This window comes from Maridesulfovibrio sp. (genome assembly GCF_963676065.1).
GTDB lineage: Bacteria > Desulfobacterota > Desulfovibrionia > Desulfovibrionales > Desulfovibrionaceae > Maridesulfovibrio.
In genome coordinates, this window is the sequence record NZ_OY780933.1 from 564,162 (window position 1) to 584,035 (window position 19,874).

Below are 19,874 nucleotides of genomic sequence, written 5' to 3' on the forward strand. Positions count from 1 at the left end.
ACCCCCTCCTATCCGAACATGGTTTGCAGATCTTCCTTAGCTGAAGCATTATCTGCATTTTTGGTATAAATAGCATGAAGTTCAGCAACAGCCTTGGACACATTCTGCGGAGAGCTGTCCGCCTTAACAGTGCGCATAAGACGTCCCAACAGAATTTTTGCAGCAAGAAACTTTAGCGTATAAGTTTTTTTGCCAGTGACAATCTCCTTCCACCTAGAATTTGAACTCGGAGGAACACCCATGAATAAAACCTCCACTTTAACTTTAATAGATACAGCTTATGAAGTTAACAAAAAACAAATAAACACTTTATTCTGACAACTATATGCACTTTAACACTTGTCACTTTTCTTGTCTCGCTATTTTAAAAAAAAATTATCCATTAATATATTAGGCGCTGACCCACCGATTCTAAACAGGTTGTAAGACATTTAATATATTTTAATTATCTTCATAACCATTAGATACATCATTGATTTTATTTTGATTAACGAATCAATAAAAAATATTACAATAAAAAATGAAAAACCATTTCTACATCAACCTTTTTCGTGTATATAAACTTACAGCATACCCAGATTGCATCTGCCACACGTTACTATGCAGGTGATCAACCTTGAACATCTTCTAATAAAAGACAGTAAGGTAGTAAGGGGATGTTTTTGTTGCCATTATTTTGCTTTTTAATATTAGAAAATAAAATAAATGTATCGCAAACGACCTTGAACAAATACACTCAGGTACCAATTGTTTTTTGGTTAAACATATAAATTAACGTGTTTTTTGTCTTAAAGACTCTTGCCTTATAGAAAGCGTTAATAAGTACACGACTAGGCCCAACCTTCAATAACCTCTTAAGCTAAAAGGATGGTTTCAAATGGCAGTACGTGAACAAGTAAATGGTTTTTTTATTCCCAGTGTTACCCTTATCGGTATTGGCGCGCACAAAGAAATCCCCGCACGCATCAAGGCTCTCGGCGGTAAAAAACCCCTGCTCGTAACAGACAAGGGTATTACCGGAGTCGGCATCACCCAGCAGATCGTAGACATTTTGAAAGCTGAAGGTATGGACTGCATAGTCTATGACGAAACCATTCCCAACCCCACTGACAAGAACGTCGCTGACGGTGTAAAAGCTTATCAGGACAATGGTTGTGACTCACTGATCACTCTCGGTGGCGGTAGCTCCCATGACTGCGGTAAAGGCGTCGGCCTCGTTGTTGCCAACGGCGGCAAGATCCACGACTTTGAAGGTGTAGACAAATCTACCAAACCCATGCCCCCGTACGTAGCAGTTAACACTACTGCCGGTACTGCTTCTGAAATGACCCGTTTCTGTATCATCACTGATACTTCACGCAAAGTTAAAATGGCTATCGTTGACTGGCGCGTTACCCCCGGCATCGCACTTGATGATCCGCTGCTGATGATGGGCATGCCTCCGGCACTGACCGCAGCTACCGGTATGGATGCTCTGACTCACTCCGTTGAAGCATGGGTTTCCACCATCGCGACCCCCATCACTGACGCTTGTGCTGAAAAATCTATCCGTCTGATCAATAAATTCCTGCGTCGCGCAGTTGCCAACGGACAGGACATCGAAGCACGCGAAGGCATGTGTTACGCACAGTATCTCGGTGGTATGGCCTTTAACAACGCATCTCTTGGTCACGTACACGCCATGGCTCACCAGCTTGGTGGTTTCTATGACCTGCCTCACGGCGAATGCAACGCTATTCTCCTGCCCTACGTTGAGCAGCACAACCTGATTGCACACGTAGACCGTTTCGCCACCATGGCTGAATGGCTCGGTGTGAACACTGACGGAATGTCTAAGCGTGATGCAGCTGACGCAGCACTGGATGCTATCCGCCAGCTCTCCGCTGACGTTGGTATTCCTTCCGGCCTCATCGCTCTCGGCGAAAAATACGGCAAGAAGGTTTCCGAAAAGGATATCCCGACTATGACAGAAAACGCTCAGAAAGATGCCTGCGGTCTCACCAACCCCAGAATGATGACTGACGAAGCTGTCGCAGCAATCTATAAGGCTGCCTTATAGCATAAAACCCATCCTGCCTGCGGCTTTACGGTGCCGCAGGCAGGATGTACAACTGTATTTACGGATCACTACCACATGCGGCTCTAATAGACCGCCCCCACCCCCGGTACCTTGGAAACCAATGCAATCGGGCCTGCTCCTCAACCCTGCCCTCAATTCTGACATCTTCTTTTTTTTAATTTCTGTATCTTTTCATCTACTGCATAACTGTCTATTGTGCTTGACTCATAATATCTCTACTACTTCCTTTAAAAATATTCTTATCCAAGGAAAGCACAATGTTCATTCTGGAAAAACCATATGTATCCGACCTGTTAAAAAACACCCTCGCGGAACTTGGTAAACCCGTACTTGAAAACGAAACAGCTTGTAAGGAACTGCGTGATACCGCTGTCTGCCTCACACCGGGGCATGAATTCACGGCAGAATACAACAACGACCGTTCCCGGCCTGTCTACTCCAACTCGGAAAACGCAATTGACTGGATTGATAACAATCTGGACAGCGGCGGACTGCCTGCTAAAATCAGACTTTTCAAGGACAAAGGTGCGTTCCGCGATCTGGTTAGGGACATGTATCCCGACTTTTTCTACCGCACTGTTAAATTCGAGGAACTTGATACCGTCCGTGTGGAAGACCTGCCCATCCCTTGTGTAATTAAGCCCAGCGTCGGCTTTTTCAGCCTCGGGGTGCACATGGTAGAATCTGCTGCAGGCTGGAAACAAGCCGTTGAAGCAATTAAGAATGAAGTGGAACAAATTAAGACCATGTATCCGGCAAAAGTACTTGAGCTGGACAACTTCATCATAGAGGAATGCATTGAAGGCGAGGAGTTTGCTGTAGACGCCTACTTTGGCCCAGAAGGCAATCCGGTAATCATCAATATCCTCGGACATTTATTCGCCTCAAGCGAGGACGTGAGCGACCGCTGCTACATAACCTCGACCGATATTATCACCAAACACCACGCCAATTTTCTTCAGCTGTTGCAAGAAATCGGCAGTCGGGCGAAACTGAAAAATTTCCCCATTCATATTGAAATACGTAGCGACAAGCAGGGCAACCTCGGTGTCATCGAGGTCAATCCCATGCGTTTCGCCGGCTGGTGCGTAACCGATCTGGCCCACTACGCGTACGGCATCAATCCCTATAAATATTTTATGGAAGGGTTGAAACCGGACTGGAAGAAAATCTCCGGCTGCTGCGATGGTAAAGTATACGCCATGATTATCGGGGACATCGATTCAACCGTAGACCGCAAGAGGATAAAATCCGTGGACTACGAAAGATTCAAGGCCAATTTTACCAAGCCGCTTGAATTAAGAAAGATTAATTACAAAGAGCATCCTGTTTTTGCCTTTATCTTCGCTGAAGTAGATGCTGATAATATGGAAGAATTAAAGAAAATGCTGCATGCTGATTTTACACCATACCTGAACTTTTAAACCCCGCCTTTGACAATGGCGGACATTTACGGCAGATTCCGGTTATTGTAACAACCCCTCAAGGAGAGAGCATGAGTTCAACAATCGAAGATTTGACTATACATTACGAAGAAGACGACCAGATAATTGTAAAAGAACTGGATAAAGAAGTTCTGACCAAGGGCGCGTGGACAACTATCATGTTTCGCTACAAACAGTTGGATCGTAAAACCGGCGAATACGGCAAAGATATGTATACAATCCGCCGTTTCCGCAAAATGAAAGGCGAATACCGCCCGCAGTCCAAATTCAATATCTCAAGCCCTGACCAGGCCCGCAAGATCATCAATGCTCTTGAAGGCTGGATCAAAGATCTGGAAGATTAAACCCTTGCTGATCGCAAATTGCCGCAGGCAATAAAAAACTCCGCCCGAAATATCGAGCGGAGTTTTTTTTATACTCAGCGAGGCGGCAGATTACTGCCGTAAAAAATCAGCAAAAGATCAACATCAAGACCGCCCCCAGCTGCGTTTACAAAATAGACATAAGTCGTTCCGATACGCCCCTGCTTCTTAAATTTCATCCAGATCAGACACGAAAACGGAATGGACTAAAATAAAATACGATACGTAGACCATGAAAAAACATGGATCAGCTACCTCATAATTAATTTACAGTATACGCTCCGCCCTGCTCTACTTTCTGCACAGTGGAATTGGTAATCGTGAACCAGAGAAATTCACTGAATTTGGTACCCAACTCATTTTTTTCACTGTAGGTACAACCCACCAGCCATCCTGAATCAGTGTAGTAGCAGTCGGTTGCGGATTCCATTTCCAGCGTTTCCGGGGACATGGAATTATTCACCAAGTATTTCTTCACTTCAGGGTAGTATTTACGATCTGCGGAAAGCTTGGGTTTGGGCCCGAATTTGTCCAGCTCTTTCATGAAAGATTCATACTTTTCGCGATACCGTTCATACTTACTTTTATAAAATTTTTCGCCGGGGTTAAGCTGCATCAGCTCTTCGTAGATATCCATATTGGCTTTGAAGTCACGCACAGGCAAAGCCTGAGCCTGTGCGTACAGTTTACGCTCAAGCCTTTTACGCAGTTTTTTATCATAACCCTTCAATTCCTTGCGGTACTTGCTGTTCTCCGGGTTAAGGTCAGCCAGCTCGGCATAATATTTGGCGAGGTCGGCATAATTCCATTTAGATGTCCGGTCAATTCGGTCAAGCAGATCCTTTTCCGTGGCCAGCTGAATCATTGCCTTCAGCTCATCATTCATAAGCTCTTTATTCTGCTCTGCAACAGTCAGGGCTGTTTCGGCATTTCCGGTCTCAATCAGCCTCTTCATGGCATCTATTACTTTAGCCCTTTGTGCCGCCTGCTTTTCCGTGAGGATGCGCTGCTTTTCAATCCTGTTCTGTTCGGCAATACGTGCTTTTTCCTCGGCAATAGACTGCTGCACTGTAAAAATTAAGTACCCGGCAACGAGCAGGGCTATCCCTCCGGCAACACTGGCCAGCAAAATCTTCCGCGACTGTATAAATTCTTTAATCTTATCAATATTCATGACAGCAAAGATACGGACAGCTCACACCCCCGTCAACAAAACATAAGGGACGAGCACATTTTTTTTTTGCTTTTTTCCCTAAACAATTCTCAAGGGAATCCGATATGACCTACAAGAAAGGAATTATGGTCATGTTAATAAACGCATCAGCATTAAAAAATAATTACGGAGCTCCGGCTTTACTGGAAAACGGTTCTCCGCTTTTAGGCGGGAGTCGAACTTCCGGCGTTAGAGCGACGCGCCTGAACACTTCGGCCCCGCCTGTAAATACTGCTGACCAATTTGCGCAGTTAATCGCTCAAAAGACCATTTCTCCAGACCAAACAGATAAAATCCAGAAGGGTTCCGAGGGTGACGCGCAGATCCCCAAGGACCCTTCTGATCTGGCCGGGGCACTGGCAAGCGCAGCCGACTTCATCGAAGGTAAATTCGGGCATAAAGCAGCCACAGCCTTCAAAGGCATCGTAATTGCCAATTCCGGAGACCAGATCACTGAGGATTCGCTGAGCAACGGGCTGTTGAAATCCATCCAGTTTATTGACCGCAACTTCGGATTTGCAGCCGGAGATCAGGTCATGGACAATTTCAATTCCAATCTCAACAGCGCCATCAACGACTACTTTGAAAATGGCTTGCAGGAACATTTCTTTGCAGTCAGCCCCGAAGCGGGAATCTCAGGGGGTGCCGGCCTGACTCTGAAGAACACTTTCGCACAGGTCAGCCAGCAGTTCGGTGAAGATACCGCTGACAACATCAAGAGCCTGATCGATCAGGTCCTTGAGGACGAGGGCAACAGTCTGGATTCTTTTAAAAAGGGTCTCGACGAAAGCTTAGCCGAAGCGGAAAAGACCAATCCCGGAATTACAGATCTTGCTGCTCCTCTGGCTGCCGGGGAAATTATGGATAAGCTTCAATCCGGCAGCTCAGTTACGGCTCCGTCCCCCGGATCTGTGCTCAATATTTCAGTATAGCCGCCGAGAATCTACTCCGCCCGATTCAATCTACCTAATTTACTGTTCAAACCTCATTTTTTTTGCTATCTGCAAGTAATCCAGTTCAATAAGCATTAAACGGAGGAGTAAGGATATGAGCTTTTTCTGGTTTTTCTTCGGCCTCGCAATGACTATTACCGCTATTGCCTTCATCAAAGCCGGTAGCCACGAAGACTAGTCATTCAGTTAACGGGTGGTGCCCGTTGTATTTTTTGTAAGCCCGCTTTATGCGGGCTTTTTTTATGTCCGTCTTTCAGGTAAATGTGCATAAAACATAAACCCCAAAAAACGGACGACCCGTGACCAGACAGGAAATACTCAACCGGATCAACAAAAACAGCTCTGCATGGAGCATCGTACCCAGCGTCTTCAAAAATGAAACGGGCGAACCGGAATTTGAAATGCTGCTGGCAAATGCTGAAATGCATGACCCCGGCACGGCATCCCTTCATTTCCGGGAAACACGCTGCGGCGGTTTTGAATACGCATCCCGGGCATTTCTGCACGCACACCTACAACCGGACGACCTGTTTATTGATGTCGGGGCTCACTTCGGACTCTACACCCTGACTGCGGCCGTAAAATTTCAGGACCGGGTTTCGGTACTGGCTGTTGAACCACATCCGGAAAATCTGAAAAGACTCTCCCTGTGGTGTGAACTCAATGAATGCGCCTCGAATGTTACCGTCGCGCACTGCGCCGCATCCTCGTACAGCGGACAGGGAGACCTGATTCAAAATTCCTCCATGGGACACAGCCTTGTGCCCCAGCCCGGCAACCGCAGTCAGGGAAAAACTCTGCCGGTACGTCTGGAAACTCTGGACAATATCGCCAGCCAGACCGGTTATATGAATTCGGACCGGCCTGTTATCCTGAAAATCGATACTGAAGGTCATGAACTTGCTACTCTAAAGGGAGGGCTGGAGCTACTTAAAACCGGACGTGTAAAGGCCATAATCTGGGAGAAAGGACACTTCCATAACTCCCAAAAAGGTATTCAGGAATTCAAAGCCATCATGGGCCTGTTACGTGATCTGGGCTACGACTCCTACCGCTTTCCCCATGAGGATATGGGCGGACCGCTGGTCCCATATGCCCCCAGCCATGAATTATGTAATGTAATCAGCATTGACAGATCCGTGGAGCCCCAGAAGAACTATGAGCAGCCGTGGTCCGCGCACTCTGTAATGTCGCACGGTATGCGCCCGTCGGTTTCAAAAAATTTCATGATCGGCTTCACCGAGGAACTCATTGAAACCAAAAAGACCGACTGCGGACGCTGGGCCCGCTGGAATCAGCTGGGTAATGAGGCGGACCTGCGAGCCGGGATGGCCGGCCAGCTGATCCCGGAAGGCAGCAGAGTTCTTGATGCAGGGGCCGGCCTGATGATGCTGAGGGATTACATCCCTGAAAGCTGCACATATACCCCGCTGGACATAGTGGCCCGCAACAGAAACACATTGGTAGCGGACCTGAACCAGCAGCACTTCCCGGATGAGAGCTATGATGTCATATGCGCGCTGTTCCTGCTGGAGTTTCTGCATGAGCCGCAATTATTTTTTGACTGGACCTTCAACAAATCGGAAAAGTTGATTTTCATCTACCATCCGCTTTTACCGGGAGGAACCACGGAAGAACGCAGGGCGGCAGGTTTTTTTAATGACTTCACTGCGGTAGAACTTAAATCCATGGCTCTGCAGGCTGGTTGGAAAAAAGTTTCCGTCACTGATATTTCTTTTGGGCAGGCTTGTTTTGAATGTTTAAAATAAGGACAGACTATGAAAATTTATTCCTGGAATGTTAACGGATACCGAGCGGTAGTAAAAAAGAACTTCACAGAATGGTTTGAGCAGTGCGACGGCGATGTGGTCATGGTGCAGGAAACCAAAGCCCATCCCGACCAGATTCCCGAAGAACACCGCGACTATGCAGGGTATGAATCATTATGGAACTGGTCCAAAGTAAAAAAAGGTTATTCCGGTACGGCCTGCTTTTCACGGCTGCCGGTAATCTCCCACTCCTTCGGACTGGCCGATGATAAATATCAGGGCGAAGGAAGGGTTGTGCTCATGGAATACGAACACTTTTACCTGTTCAACATTTATTATCCTAACGGACAGATGAACGACGAACGGCTTGAGTTCAAAATGGGTTTTTACGACAGCTTTCTGGAATATGCGCAGGAGCTGCGCAAGAAAAAGCCCATCGTGGTCGGCGGTGATTTTAATACCGCACACAAGGAAATAGATCTCAAAAACCCCAAAGCCAACTCGGAAAGATCCGGCTTTCTGCCCATTGAACGGGCATGGCTCGATAAATTCATCGACCACGGCTATGTGGATACCTTCAGAATGTTTGATGACAGTCCGGGCAAGTACTCATGGTGGAGCTACCGTTTCAACGCCCGCAAAAACAACGCCGGATGGCGCATCGATTACTTTTTCGTCTCCGAAGAATTAAAGGACAATGTAAAAAATGCATGGATTGAATCCGATATTTTAGGCTCCGACCATTGCCCCATCGGAATAGAACTTTCATTTCCATAATTCTACCTGCGGGGTAAACCGTGCCCCGCAGTTTTTTCCAACCTGATTTAACTTACCAAGAGGATATAAATTGTAGTTCTGTTTCTACTAACCTTCAAAATTAATATAAAAACAAATTTTTACCGTTTTTATTCTGGATAATAGTAGATTATAACTATATAATTACGAAGGTATGAGTTTTGGAAATTCAAATTATCACTAACCTAAACAGGCCAGAACTCCTTCCGAAAAGAAATATAGTGCACAGTCATGACAGCCACAACAACATGGAGGAGAAGCCGTGTTTAAAAAAATGCGCATAGGGACAAAAATCGCGATCAGCATCAGCCTTCTGATGATCATTATTTTCGGTTTATTTTCAGTAATAACCGCAAGTAAGAGCAGAGACAATTCAATCAGGCAGGCTGAGCTTTTGGCTAATGAGATGGCCGGGCGTTACGGAAATGAAGTAAAGGCCGTAATTGAAAAAGCACTTGATGCCTCATGGTCCGGAGCTGCTGCGGTAGAAAGTATAACCAGCTTCAAAGACAACGTGGACCGTGAAATGGTCAGCGACTTTATCAGGACATTGACCGAAACCAATCCTATGTTTTTCGGGACCCAGATTGTCCTCGAACCTAACAAGCTGGATGGCCGGGATGCCTACTTCATGGGCAACGACAAATACGGTCCCAAAGGGGAATACGGTCAGTACGGTTGGCACGAGAACGGTGAGTGGAAAATCACGGAAATGCACAAAAACGACCCGAACAATACCCGTGCATGGTACATGATACCCCGTGACACCAAAAAAGCGGTCCTCACCGAACCCTATACGACCTCAATTGTTCCCGAAGTTATGGCTACTGTCAGTGTACCCATTCTCCAAAATGGGAATTTTATAGGTGTAGTCGGCATCGACTTTGTACTCGGGGCATTTGATAAAATGACCGAGAACATTCATCCGATGGGCACAGGGTACGCTTTCATCACTTCCAATAAAGGTTACTGTGTCGCACACCCGAACAAAGACCTAACCACCAAGAATATAACCGAAGCCTTCCCGGAAAAAGACCGGGGAGCAATCCTGGATGCTATCGAAAACGGTAAACGCTTTCACAAAAAGATAGTTTCCCCCCTGGACGGCAAAGAGTACTACTACGTATTTGAGCCCATTGTAATTTCCGGAACCTCCACCCCGTGGTCCATTGGACTGGCAATTCCCACAGACAGAATTTATGCCGAGGCCAATGCTTTTCTCCAACAAACCTTACTCATGTCCGCCCTTGCCCTACTACTGGTTGTGGCTGTGGTTCTCCTCATAGCCCGCTCCATCTCCAAACCCATCGGGGCAATGGTTGATCATGCGCAGAAAGTTGCCGAAGGCGATTTTGGAAGCAAAGTTGACCGTAATATCTTTAGCGGTGAGCTGCTGACGCTGCACGACGTCCTGCACTCAATGGTGCAAACCCTTGTTGAATTGATCTCCACAGCAGAAGAAAAATCCAAAGAAGCCGAAGAGCAGACCCTGGCAGCGAATAAGGCCCTTGAAGAAGCCAGTCAGGCAAAAGAGGAAGCCGACAGAGCCAAGGCCGAAGGAATGCTCCATGCTGCAAGTCAATTGGAAGAGATCGTGGCGCAGGTGACTTCCGCTTCAGAAAAACTCTCCGCCCAGATTGAAGAATCCGCGCAAGGTTCAGAAATCCAGCGCGAGCGCACATCCGAATCCGCAACCGCCATGGAAGAAATGAACGCATCAGTGCTCGAAGTAGCGCAGAATGCTTCGCAAGCGGCGGAAAGTGCTATGGATGCTAAAAGAAACGCTCAAGAGGGCGGTGGTATTGTAGCAGATGTGGTCTCTTCAATCGATTCTGTCAATCAGGCTTCAAGCAAAATGGTCAGCGGACTTAATGAACTTGGGACACAGGCCGAAGGTATCTCGCAGGTTATCACAGTGATCACCGATATTGCCGACCAGACCAACCTGCTGGCCTTGAATGCGGCCATTGAAGCTGCCCGTGCCGGTGAAGCAGGACGAGGATTCGCAGTCGTTGCAGATGAGGTCCGTAAACTTGCCGAAAAAACCATGCAGGCAACTCAGGAAGTCGAGCAGGCCGTTCACGCTATTCAGACTGAAACCCGACGGAATATCGACGAAATGAACAACGCAGCGGGCATGGTTTCCAAAAGTACGGAATACGCCGGAAAGGCAGGAAAAAGCCTTGAAACCATCGTTGAACTTGTCGATTCCACTGCGGATCAGGTTAGGGCAATTGCTACTGCCAGTGAAGAACAGTCCGCGGCCAGTGAACAGATCAACCGGGGAACAGAAGAGGTTAACCGAATCGCCATGGAAACGGCCGAAGCAATGCAGCTCTCCAAGGATGTGGTATCAGATCTTTCAAGGCTGTCTGAAGAGCTTCAAAACCTTATCAATGGACTCAAAGACGTATAAGAGATTGTGATGAATAAGAAAAAGAGCCGTTCCTTATGGAGCGGCTCTTTTTTTAGGAAAATCAAAAACTATCTGCAGAAGACTAGCCACCAAAAATCACCTTAAGAGATGAGAATAAAAGATTATATTGTGATATTTTCCTAAATATTATTTTTTACTTGAAAACGACTATCAAAATCATTATAACGGATTTCAGACATTTTACCCAAGACAGGAGCAGCACTATGACCCAAACTGCCAGTATTTCATCAATCGACAAAAAGAAATTTCTGAAAACAGCTTTCAAGGGATTCTGCGCTTCCAACGGAAAAAGGACCGAGGAAGCAGAAGCATCTCTTTCACAGCCTCGGAAAAAGGATCAGCCCCGTTCCTGACCGGGGCCTGTCGTCAAGGTCCTGATGATCATAAATATTTTATAAAGTTAATAAACCAGTACGGAGAATCAAATGTCAAATGCCGTAAGGGAAGCCGCCCGCATGAGGAGGCAGTACGGATGGAAAACATACCTTATTAAATTTAAGGACTACTACTCATATACCTTTGACCCCAGTCTTTTCCCCGAGTTTGAATTACTTGGTGAAGTCGATGCCGAGGGAGCGATCATTCCCTCCTCCAAGGCCCGATAAGTGCGAAAACAATTAAGTTTGAAGTAATCGGCCTTCCTTTGGTATGATGAAAATCATTTCCATTCGGAAGGCTTTTTTACGCGCTACGTTGTTAAACACCCCGCCAGTTCTTGGATAAAGCCTTATAAAGACTGGGATTGGAATCAAAATTATGAATATTTTTGGACTATCGCGAACCGGGATTAATCATCTGAACAGGTTTCGGAGACGGCATTCCCTACCCTTTCCAAAACATCCTTCAGGGCCTCAGGAATCGCGCCGCTTCCGCTTAACAGATCACGCACTTCTTCAGCAGTGAGTCCGGCTGATTCCGCTATTGTCAGAATTTCTTGTGATAATAAAGTATTGTCCATGCCCTCTTTTACACCTCCCTCGCAGAGTTGGCAAAAATTGATTTTGCGGAAAAACGAAACTGGACATCAAGTAAGGATGAATCTATTAAAGCACTTCGTCTGGACCTTGAAAGGAATCAGCCTCTGTCGCAGACGAAAGAACTTCTTCCCGGAGCAGATATGCTGGACAACCTGAGTATTGTACTTTTCGGCACCAAATACCCTGAGAATGTAGGGTCATCGGCGCGCGCCATGACCAATATGGGCTGTAACAACCTCACCCTCGTACGCCCCGCATCATGGAATATGGATAAGGCCCTGCCGCTGGCAACAGTCAAGGCACGGGACATCGTGGAAAAAGCCGTTCTTGCTGATGACCTATCCGAAGCCCTCAAGGGACAGACCCGTGTATATGGAACCACTGCCCGCACCGGGGGATGGCGCAAAGGGGTTATGACCCCGTCCACCGCGGCGCCTATGATCGTGGAGCAACTCCGGGCCGGCGAAAAAGTATCCGTAGTTTTCGGACCGGAAGACCGGGGATTGACCAATGACGAAACCCAGCTCTGCTCCCGCTTGATCAATATTCCCACCAGCCGGGAAAACAGCTCCCTGAATCTATCTCAGGCCGTGCTCATTATTTTATATGAATGCTTTAAAAACGCGCTGGACAAACCTTTCACGCCATCCGGTCCTCCTGAAGAGCGGTCTACATCATTCGAGGAACAGGAAATACTAGCCTCCAACCTGCAGGAAACCCTGCTGGCCATCGATTTTCTAAAGGCAGACAACCCTGACTATTGGATGATGCCGGTAAGAAGATTTATGTCCAAAATGGATATTAAACGTAATGAATTCAATCTACTCATGGGAATATGCCGTCAAATTAAATGGATAGCAGGCCGGGCCGACAAAGAATAACTAGATTATAAATCAAGACTCTTCTCAATTTTGAAAAAGAACGTTACAGTATATTCAAAGAAAGAACTGTGGAGCCTGTAAATGACCGACAACAATAAGATTCAAGATCTAAGTGGAGTTTTTTCCCGCCAAAAGATTGCCAAAGTAGGGACCGGAACAACAACTCGCCGGGTGGCCCAGATCGGCTACTATTTTGTTGAGCAGATGGATGACGACCTTTTTCAGGTCCGCCCGTTGAACAGTAATTTCGTGCCGACCGGTGACCCGGAAGAGATCACCCGCGATGAGCTTTTGGAATCTTATACTCCAGAGCCGGAAATGTACCACAAGCAGGTTCTTCCCAACATGAAGGAATTGCAGAAAACCCTTGCACGCGCGGACCGCTACCGCCAACAGGGCAACTCCTTCAGTGCCGAAATGGAATACACCAATGCCATCAAAGTTGATGAGATGAACGTACGCGGCAACTTCGGAGTAGGCCTATGCCTCATGCAGCGAGGTGAAACCGATCGGGCCAATGATATCTTTGCCCGCCTTGTTGCCATGGATGCCCCCTTTACCCCCGAACATAAACATATGTTCAATGATTTCGGTATCAACCTACGTAAATCAAAAATGATTCCACAGGCTATCGAATACTATTCAAAAGCCATCGCGCTCAGTCCTGAAGATGAGCACCTGCGCTACAATCTGGCCCGTGCGTATTTCGAGGATGAGCAGTATAAAAAAGTACGAGAAGAAATTAATAAATGCCTTGAAATAAACCCGAACTTTGCCGAAGGCAAAAAGTTTATCGCTTATCTGGATAAAAATAAGCTGGGCTGATCAAGGAAAAAGCTTTATAGAGTTCCAATGAGCTCAATAAAAGGATTCATTGTCGCAGGGACACATAGCGGCTGCGGTAAGACCTCGGTGGCACTGGGGCTTATGGCCGCGCTCGCCCGACGCAATATCAAAGTCCAACCTTTTAAGACCGGACCGGACTTCATAGATCCCGGCCATCACTCCCGTGCTGCGGGCAGACCATGCCACAATCTCGATGGCTGGATGCTTTCCGGCGACACTTTGCGCGACATTTTTTCCCGCTACGCCCAGAACGCGGATGCCTGTATTGTGGAAGGCGTCATGGGACTCTATGACGGTTATTCCGCGCTGGATGAAACAGGCTCCACCTCACATCTTTCCAAAAAACTGAACCTGCCGGTCATACTGGTTGTTGACGCCGGTTCTATGGCCCGTTCGGCAGCCGCATTGGTTCAGGGATTCTGTAATTTTGACCCCGAGACACCCATTGCAGGTGTTATTTTCAACCGTGTGGGCAGCAGTAAGCACGCCCGGATTCTGGAAGAAGCCATATCCCTGACCGATGTCCCGCTTGTTGGCTGCCTGCCTAGGCGGGAAGAGATTTCCACCCCGTCACGGCATCTGGGACTGGTAACCCCGGACCATCTTGAAGATCTGGATTTCAAATACAACGCCCTCGCCGACTGGGTGGAGGAAAATCTGGAACTGGAACAGATAATAGAAGCCCTGCCGGATATCCCCCTGCAACCGCGCTTCGATGAAGTCCCAATGATCCCCCGGGTAAGAATCGGAGTGGCACGCGATGATGCATTTTCCTTTTATTACGAAGAGAATCTGCGTTTGCTGCGTGAAGCAGGGGCTGAGTTGATACCATTTTCCCCCATTGAAGCGAAAGAACTGCCCGAAGGAATTTCAGGTCTTTATTTCGGAGGCGGCTATCCGGAACTGGCTTCATTTGATCTGGCCCAAAATACAAAACTGCGCAGGGCTATTGCTGATTTTTCCGCAACTGGTCATCCGGTTTACGCCGAATGCGGCGGCTTCATGTACCTCATGGAATCCATCAGCAAAGACGACCGACTATTCCCCATGTGCGGGGTCTTCCCCTTCCGTTGTTCCATGCAATCCCGCTTTCAAGCGCTTGGCTACCGGGAGGTAAAGCTCGCGCGTGAAACGATCCTCGGCCCGGAAGGAACCAAAGTAAGGGGGCACGAATTCCATTACTCCGCCCTTGAAGGAATAAAAGAAACCACGCAGACCTCCTATCAGGTCACCAGCAAAAAAACAGTTTCAACTAACGAAGGTTTTATTGCCAACGGCAACACTCTGGGCAGCTATATCCACCTGCATTTTGCAAGCAATCCGCTGGTGGCGAAAAATTTTGTGGAAGCGTGTATCCATTCTTCCCGAATGGAAAACATTTAAGCTGACCGCCTTACTCCGCAACGGGCACCCTAATGCAGAAGAACATCATGCATATAGACATGGACGCCTTTTTCGCGTCCGTGGAACAACTGGATAATCCGGACCTGCGCGGCAAACCGGTGGGTGTGGGGTCTTTGCATAAGCGCGCTGTATTAAGCGCTGCATCCTATGAAGCCCGTAGATTCGGGGTTCGGTCGGCCATGCCTGTAGGACAGGCTCTTAAACTCTGTCCCGAACTACAAGTAGTTACCGGGCGAAGACACAGATATAAAGAAATTTCACACAAAGTAATGGAAGTTCTTTCCAATTACTCGCCAGTAGTGGAGCAAGCCTCCATCGACGAGGCCTATATCGATATAACCGGCACGGAAAAACTCTTCGGCCCCCCGCGTCAAATAGCGGAATCCATCAAAAAAGAAATCTTGGCGAGCACCGGACTGACCGCTTCGGTCGGCATAGCCCCGGTTAAATTTCTGGCCAAAATAGCCTCAGACCTGAACAAACCTAACGGCATATCAATTATCGAGCCGGACCAGGTTCAAAATTTCCTGAAGACTCTTCCGGTAGAAAAAATCCCCGGGGTAGGCAAGAAAGCCCTTCCGAAGCTACGCTCTTTCGGCATCGTTTACGCCGCGGACCTGCGCCGTTATCCCCGCGAATTCTGGAAAGAGAGATTCGGTGAACGCGGTCCGGTCCTCTACGACAAAGGTGCGGGAATAGATCCCACACCGGTCACCGAAGGCGGCGCAATGAAATCATCCAGCGCAGAGAATACCTTTGGCGAAGATGTCTCCGACATACACACGTTAAAAACACTTTTACTCAAGCAGTCCGAACGAATTGCAGCAGATATCAGAAGAAACGGGCTTAAGGGGAGAACCGTCACCCTGAAAATAAAATTTCCCGACTTTCGCCAGATAACGCGCAGCCGGACCCTTGATTCACGAACTTCCCATGCCGGAACAATCTATAAGACCGGCTGCAAACTGCTGGATGAGGAACTGCCCCTCGGCCCAGTCCGGCTGATCGGCATCGGTATTTCCAATTTTGAAGAACGAAGCAGGCAGCTTTCCCTACTGGATGACCCTGAAAAGCCGCAGGAAAACAAGAAACTGGAACAACTGGACAAAGCGATAGATCAGGCCCGCAACAAATTCGGCAGTAATATACTCACCAGAGGCAGGCTGCTCGAAGATGAGTAAAGGCAATATTGAAAAGGGACAGCTTCGCGAAGGCTACACGACCGGTTCCGCGGCAACAGCAGCGGCCATGGCCGCGGTACGGGTTCTACTTGGAGGGCACACGCCTGAGAGGATTGAAATTCCTCTCCCGGTAAAAGGTTCTCTCGATATTCCAGTGGCACGGGTAGAATTCTCCGGCGAAAAAGCACGCGCAGTGGTCATCAAAGACGGCGGCGACGACCCCGACGCCACCCACGGTCATGAAATCCACGCACTTATTAAATTCAGCAAATCGGACGTGTTGAGGATCGAACTTGACGGAGGGAAAGGTGTCGGCAGAGTAACCCTTCCGGGACTCCCGGTTCCAGTGGGTGAAGCTGCCATCAACCCCGTTCCCAGAAAACAGATCATTGCCGGAGTCTTAGCAGAAATATCCCGTAGTTCAGCAGATTTTAGAGGGCTGGTCCATATAACCATTGAAGTGCCGCAGGGTGCTGCCATCGCAGAAGAAACCATGAACGCACGACTGGGTATTCTGGGCGGAATTTCCATACTGGGAACTCAGGGAATAGTGCGACCGTTCAGTAACGCATCGTGGAAGGCCTCAATAGCCCAGTCCCTGAATGTCGCCCGCGCCTCAGGGCTTGATACAATTGTCTTCAGTACCGGAAGACGCAGTGAACAATTTTATCTTGAAAATTTTCCTGAAACTCCTCAAATCGGCATGATTCAAGCCGCTGATTTTTTTAAATTCTCCATGCAGCAGGCCCGCCTGAAAAAGATGCGTAAGGTACGCTGGGCCATTTTCATCGGCAAGCTGGTCAAGCATGCCATGGGCTTTCCCTATACACATGCCAAGGATTGGGCCATTGATTTTGACCTGCTGGCCAGATGGTGTACCGAGCTGGGATTAAGCGATAAACTGACAAAGAAAATCCGGGCCGCGATAACGGCCCGGAATATATATGAAATGGTCCCCGAAAAATCGCGCGATGCTTTCATCAGCATGCTGGTCCGTAAAGCAAAGCTGAATGCATGCGCATTCTACGGGAACTCGGAGGTAGCGATAGAATATGCTCTCTTTGATTTTGACGGCAACATAATATATAACGATTATAATCAAAAAAAGTCTTCTTCATCGTTCTCTCCGATGGAGTAAAGGACATAAATCCCGGCCGCACCAGCCAGTAAGGCCACCACGTAATACGGAGTGCAACGATTCTCAGTACCGGCGCTGTAACTGTTCACAACCTGCTCAATGCGCAAGGTACCTATAATATCATTTACGTCGGACATGTGTTTTCCGGCCATTAAAGGGGCTGTAAGAGAGAATCCGTAGAAAGCAGTAAGAAGAGAACCGATCAGGAGAGATATGGCGATTAACCTTTTCATATCACATTACCTCCGCAAAAAAGAAGGAAGAGGTCAATTTCATAATAACAGATTCTTATTTTTTTGCTAATTAATATTTAAAAAAAATTTATATTTAAATTCTTCCTTTAATATCCGATCAATAGATTATATGAAACAGAACATGAACCATCCATTGCAGATAATCGGCCTCCATCCGGGCAGTCTCAAAGCTCCGCAGGAAGCCCTCGAAACCATCGCCAAAGCTGATGTGCTTAGCGGGGGAAAACGCCTGCTGGCAGCTTTTCCGAAATTCAAGGGGAAAAAAATTCCTTTCGCTTCCGGTATGGAAGAATATGCCCGGACTCTTGAAAAACTGCTGAACAAAGGGAAAAAAGTCGTCCTTCTGGCAGATGGTGATCCCCTGCTCTTCGGAATTGCCAAGTCAATAATTCCTTTACTGGGCGAAAAAAATGTGAAGATTACTCCCGCCCTGTCCGCAATTCAGATCGGCGCTTCACGGCTCGGCCGCAGTTGGAAGGATTCTGAAATCATATCATTACACGGGCGCAATGATTTTTCCCCGCTCTTCGGAGCAATGCAACGCAGGAAAGATTGCGCCATATACACTGATAATATCAACACTCCGCAGGTCATCGCCCGGCGTCTGTCAGATAAAGGGATCGACAACTATACCTTTACCGTGCTTTCCGATCTGGAAACACCTGACGAAGTTGTCGCACAGGGCCGGCCGGAATCCTTTCTCAACTACAAATGCTCAGACCTGAATATAATTATCCTGACAGCGGACAACAAAGATCACAGCACCCCGGTCTTCGGACGCTCAGATGATGAATTTATCCGGGAGAAGGGATTGATCACAAAATTTCCCGTTCGTGCGGCGGGCATCGCGCTGCTTGATCTTAGAGAAAAACATACTCTCTGGGATCTCGGGGCAGGCTGCGGCTCTGTTGCAATTGAGGCTTCTTTTCTGGCCTCTGATTCACGGGTATTTGCAGTGGAAAAAAACAGCGCCCGAGTCCGTATGATCGAGGAAAACATCCGCAATTTACGGGCATGGTCCGTGGAGGCGGTCAGCGGAGATATGCCGTCTATTCTGGCGGAACTGCCCGAACCGGACCGCATTTTTATGGGCGGGGGCATCGGGCATGATGATTCCGCCCTGCGCGATGCCGCCGAAAGACTAAAGCCCGGAGGCAGGATAGTCATCCATGCAATCCTCATGGGCAGCATCCAGCGCACACGGGAACTTTTTGATGAACTGGGTTGGAACTGGCAATCCATGCAGATTCAAGCATCGACTTCAGATAAGCTGGCCGGAGATGTCCGGTACAAAGCATATAATCCGGTAACCATACTCTGGGCGGATAAGCCCGAAGGAAAATAAATGGGCAAAATATACTTTATCGGCGCCGGACCGGGCGACCCGGAACTTATCACCGTCAAGGGTCAACGCATCATCCGCGAAGCGGGGCTTGTTCTTTACGCCGGTTCACTGGTACCGGAGGCAGTAATCGCGGAAGCACGCGAAGACGCGCGGGTAGAAAACTCCGCCTCCATGTCTCTGGAAGAAACCGACCGTATCATGCAGGAATACGCTGCCAAAGGCGATATAGTAGCCCGCGTTCATACCGGTGATCCCGCACTGTACGGAGCAGTACAGGAGCAGGCCCGTCTGCTTCGCTCCGCGGGATTTGAATATGAAGTTATCCCCGGAGTGACTTCGGCCTGCGCGGCCGCTGCAGCCTCAGGAGCATCATTCACCGTGCCCGGCGGAACACAAACCCTGATTCTGACCCGCATGGCCGGGCGGACTCCGGTCCCGGAAACGGAAAACCTGCAAAAGCTGGCCGCCCACAACTCAGCCATGGCAGTATACCTTTCCGCAGGCAACCCCTCGGGAATTCAGGAAGCGATACTTGCAGGAGGAATGGCCCCCTCAACCCCGGTAATCCTCGGCTATCGCATCGGATGGCCTGATGAGAAATCGGTGCCGACGACTCTCGCTGATCTGGCCGAAACAGCAACACGCAACAATTTCACACGGCAAACAATTTTCCTGATTCTGCCGGGCAAGGATAGCGACAGCGAATCTCTGCTCTACGATTCCGGATTCAGCCACATGTTCCGTAAAGGAATTTAAATATAATCCGGGTAGTAGCTCTCCTGTCTACTTCGTGG

The 19,874-nt window shown here is 48.1% G+C and carries 20 protein-coding genes; 16 read left to right on the plus strand and 4 right to left on the minus strand.

Annotated features, from left to right (window positions below):
• Window positions 1-8: 8 nt before the first annotated feature.
• Window positions 9-137, minus strand: a complete 129-nt coding sequence (locus tag ACKU35_RS02445; protein ID WP_319762812.1) for a hypothetical protein — start codon at window positions 135-137, stop codon at window positions 9-11.
• A gap of 740 nt (window positions 138-877) precedes the next feature.
• Between ACKU35_RS02445 and ACKU35_RS02450 the strand changes: the two genes are divergently transcribed.
• The 3 genes from ACKU35_RS02450 (at window position 878) to ACKU35_RS02460 (ending at window position 3,869) form a co-directional block, all read left to right on the plus strand.
• Window positions 878-2,059 (plus strand): iron-containing alcohol dehydrogenase, encoded by a 1,182-nt coding sequence (locus ACKU35_RS02450; RefSeq protein ID WP_319762813.1) that lies wholly within the window; start codon window positions 878-880, stop codon window positions 2,057-2,059.
• A gap of 278 nt (window positions 2,060-2,337) precedes the next feature.
• Window positions 2,338-3,504 carry an ATP-grasp domain-containing protein gene (locus ACKU35_RS02455; RefSeq protein WP_319762815.1) on the plus strand — a complete coding sequence of 389 codons (1,167 nt, stop codon included), beginning with the start codon at window positions 2,338-2,340 and terminating at the stop codon, window positions 3,502-3,504.
• Between the two features lie 71 nt (window positions 3,505-3,575).
• Window positions 3,576-3,869, plus strand: a complete 294-nt coding sequence (locus ACKU35_RS02460; RefSeq protein ID WP_319762817.1) for a hypothetical protein — start codon at window positions 3,576-3,578, stop codon at window positions 3,867-3,869.
• Between the two features lie 280 nt (window positions 3,870-4,149).
• Here the strand turns inward: ACKU35_RS02460 and ACKU35_RS02465 are convergent, their stop codons facing one another.
• Complete coding sequence (locus ACKU35_RS02465; RefSeq protein WP_319762818.1) at window positions 4,150-5,061, minus strand: hypothetical protein; 912 nt, start codon at window positions 5,059-5,061, stop codon at window positions 4,150-4,152.
• A 104-nt stretch (window positions 5,062-5,165) separates the two neighbouring features.
• Here ACKU35_RS02465 and ACKU35_RS02470 point away from each other — a divergent pair, with 104 nt between their 5' ends.
• From ACKU35_RS02470 to ACKU35_RS02495, 6 genes are all read left to right on the plus strand, one after another.
• Complete coding sequence (locus ACKU35_RS02470; protein ID WP_319762820.1) at window positions 5,166-6,032, plus strand: hypothetical protein; 867 nt, start codon at window positions 5,166-5,168, stop codon at window positions 6,030-6,032.
• 320 nt (window positions 6,033-6,352) lie between these two features.
• The gene (locus tag ACKU35_RS02475) at window positions 6,353-7,822 is read left to right on the plus strand and encodes a class I SAM-dependent methyltransferase (RefSeq protein ID WP_319762821.1); all 1,470 of its coding nucleotides are present in this window, start codon (window positions 6,353-6,355) and stop codon (window positions 7,820-7,822) included.
• Between the two features lie 9 nt (window positions 7,823-7,831).
• Window positions 7,832-8,599, plus strand: a complete 768-nt coding sequence (locus ACKU35_RS02480; RefSeq protein ID WP_319762822.1) for an exodeoxyribonuclease III — start codon at window positions 7,832-7,834, stop codon at window positions 8,597-8,599.
• Between the two features lie 280 nt (window positions 8,600-8,879).
• Window positions 8,880-11,033, plus strand: coding sequence for a methyl-accepting chemotaxis protein (locus tag ACKU35_RS02485; RefSeq protein WP_319762823.1), 2,154 nt, complete (start codon window positions 8,880-8,882; stop codon window positions 11,031-11,033).
• A gap of 224 nt (window positions 11,034-11,257) precedes the next feature.
• Window positions 11,258-11,407: a hypothetical protein gene (locus ACKU35_RS02490; RefSeq protein WP_319762824.1), complete on the plus strand. Its 150-nt coding sequence runs from the start codon at window positions 11,258-11,260 to the stop codon at window positions 11,405-11,407.
• 72 nt (window positions 11,408-11,479) lie between these two features.
• Entirely contained in the window at window positions 11,480-11,659 is a 180-nt protein-coding gene (locus ACKU35_RS02495) for a hypothetical protein (RefSeq protein WP_319762825.1), read from the plus strand.
• A gap of 182 nt (window positions 11,660-11,841) precedes the next feature.
• Here ACKU35_RS02495 and ACKU35_RS02500 read toward each other — a convergent pair whose 3' ends face one another.
• On the minus strand, window positions 11,842-12,012 hold the full coding sequence (locus ACKU35_RS02500) for a hypothetical protein (RefSeq protein ID WP_319762826.1): 171 nt from the start codon (window positions 12,010-12,012) through the stop codon (window positions 11,842-11,844).
• Window positions 12,013-12,171: 159 nt separating this feature from the next.
• On the opposite strand from ACKU35_RS02500, the gene ACKU35_RS02505 reads away from it, so the two are divergent.
• The 5 genes from ACKU35_RS02505 (at window position 12,172) to cbiD (ending at window position 17,481) form a co-directional block, all read left to right on the plus strand.
• The gene (locus tag ACKU35_RS02505; protein WP_319765337.1) at window positions 12,172-12,912 is read left to right on the plus strand and encodes an RNA methyltransferase; all 741 of its coding nucleotides are present in this window, start codon (window positions 12,172-12,174) and stop codon (window positions 12,910-12,912) included.
• 81 nt (window positions 12,913-12,993) lie between these two features.
• Entirely contained in the window at window positions 12,994-13,737 is a 744-nt protein-coding gene (locus tag ACKU35_RS02510; protein ID WP_319762827.1) for a tetratricopeptide repeat protein, read from the plus strand.
• 27 nt (window positions 13,738-13,764) lie between these two features.
• The gene (locus ACKU35_RS02515) at window positions 13,765-15,141 is read left to right on the plus strand and encodes a cobyrinate a,c-diamide synthase (RefSeq protein ID WP_319762828.1); all 1,377 of its coding nucleotides are present in this window, start codon (window positions 13,765-13,767) and stop codon (window positions 15,139-15,141) included.
• A gap of 32 nt (window positions 15,142-15,173) precedes the next feature.
• Window positions 15,174-16,343, plus strand: coding sequence for a DNA polymerase IV (gene dinB / locus ACKU35_RS02520; RefSeq protein WP_319762829.1), 1,170 nt, complete (start codon window positions 15,174-15,176; stop codon window positions 16,341-16,343).
• A complete protein-coding gene (gene cbiD, locus ACKU35_RS02525; RefSeq protein ID WP_319762830.1) occupies window positions 16,336-17,481 on the plus strand; it encodes a cobalt-precorrin-5B (C(1))-methyltransferase CbiD in 1,146 nt (381 codons plus the stop codon). Before dinB ends, cbiD begins: the two co-directional genes overlap by 8 nt.
• Here cbiD and ACKU35_RS02530 read toward each other — a convergent pair.
• Window positions 17,442-17,714, minus strand: a complete 273-nt coding sequence (locus ACKU35_RS02530) for a hypothetical protein (RefSeq protein WP_319762831.1) — start codon at window positions 17,712-17,714, stop codon at window positions 17,442-17,444. The two genes, cbiD and ACKU35_RS02530, sit on opposite strands and share 40 nt — an antisense overlap.
• Window positions 17,715-17,844: 130 nt before the next feature.
• On the opposite strand from ACKU35_RS02530, the gene cbiE reads away from it, so the two are divergent.
• On the plus strand, window positions 17,845-19,080 hold the full coding sequence (gene cbiE / locus ACKU35_RS02535) for a precorrin-6y C5,15-methyltransferase (decarboxylating) subunit CbiE (RefSeq protein WP_319762832.1): 1,236 nt from the start codon (window positions 17,845-17,847) through the stop codon (window positions 19,078-19,080).
• Window positions 19,081-19,836: a precorrin-4 C(11)-methyltransferase gene (cobM, locus tag ACKU35_RS02540; protein WP_319762833.1), complete on the plus strand. Its 756-nt coding sequence runs from the start codon at window positions 19,081-19,083 to the stop codon at window positions 19,834-19,836.
• The last annotated feature ends 38 nt before the right edge of the window (window positions 19,837-19,874 follow it).

What these genes read in the sequence shown, in the direction of transcription:
- ACKU35_RS02445 (WP_319762812.1), bottom strand. Translation starts at nt 137, where the DNA reads ATGCGCACTGTTAAGGCGGACAGCTCTCCGCAGAATGTGTCCAAGGCT.
- ACKU35_RS02450 (WP_319762813.1), top strand. Translation starts at nt 878, where the DNA reads ATGGCAGTACGTGAACAAGTAAATGGTTTTTTTATTCCCAGTGTTACC.
- ACKU35_RS02455 (WP_319762815.1), top strand. Translation starts at nt 2,338, where the DNA reads ATGTTCATTCTGGAAAAACCATATGTATCCGACCTGTTAAAAAACACC.
- ACKU35_RS02460 (WP_319762817.1), top strand. Translation starts at nt 3,576, where the DNA reads ATGAGTTCAACAATCGAAGATTTGACTATACATTACGAAGAAGACGAC.
- ACKU35_RS02465 (WP_319762818.1), bottom strand. Translation starts at nt 5,061, where the DNA reads ATGAATATTGATAAGATTAAAGAATTTATACAGTCGCGGAAGATTTTG.
- ACKU35_RS02470 (WP_319762820.1), top strand. Translation starts at nt 5,166, where the DNA reads ATGACCTACAAGAAAGGAATTATGGTCATGTTAATAAACGCATCAGCA.
- ACKU35_RS02480 (WP_319762822.1), top strand. Translation starts at nt 7,832, where the DNA reads ATGAAAATTTATTCCTGGAATGTTAACGGATACCGAGCGGTAGTAAAA.
- ACKU35_RS02490 (WP_319762824.1), top strand. Translation starts at nt 11,258, where the DNA reads ATGACCCAAACTGCCAGTATTTCATCAATCGACAAAAAGAAATTTCTG.
- ACKU35_RS02495 (WP_319762825.1), top strand. Translation starts at nt 11,480, where the DNA reads ATGTCAAATGCCGTAAGGGAAGCCGCCCGCATGAGGAGGCAGTACGGA.
- ACKU35_RS02500 (WP_319762826.1), bottom strand. Translation starts at nt 12,012, where the DNA reads ATGGACAATACTTTATTATCACAAGAAATTCTGACAATAGCGGAATCA.
- ACKU35_RS02505 (WP_319765337.1), top strand. Translation starts at nt 12,172, where the DNA reads ATGCTGGACAACCTGAGTATTGTACTTTTCGGCACCAAATACCCTGAG.
- ACKU35_RS02510 (WP_319762827.1), top strand. Translation starts at nt 12,994, where the DNA reads ATGACCGACAACAATAAGATTCAAGATCTAAGTGGAGTTTTTTCCCGC.
- ACKU35_RS02515 (WP_319762828.1), top strand. Translation starts at nt 13,765, where the DNA reads ATGAGCTCAATAAAAGGATTCATTGTCGCAGGGACACATAGCGGCTGC.
- dinB (WP_319762829.1), top strand. Translation starts at nt 15,174, where the DNA reads ATGCAGAAGAACATCATGCATATAGACATGGACGCCTTTTTCGCGTCC.
- cbiD (WP_319762830.1), top strand. Translation starts at nt 16,336, where the DNA reads ATGAGTAAAGGCAATATTGAAAAGGGACAGCTTCGCGAAGGCTACACG.
- ACKU35_RS02530 (WP_319762831.1), bottom strand. Translation starts at nt 17,714, where the DNA reads ATGAAAAGGTTAATCGCCATATCTCTCCTGATCGGTTCTCTTCTTACT.
- cbiE (WP_319762832.1), top strand. Translation starts at nt 17,845, where the DNA reads ATGAAACAGAACATGAACCATCCATTGCAGATAATCGGCCTCCATCCG.
- cobM (WP_319762833.1), top strand. Translation starts at nt 19,081, where the DNA reads ATGGGCAAAATATACTTTATCGGCGCCGGACCGGGCGACCCGGAACTT.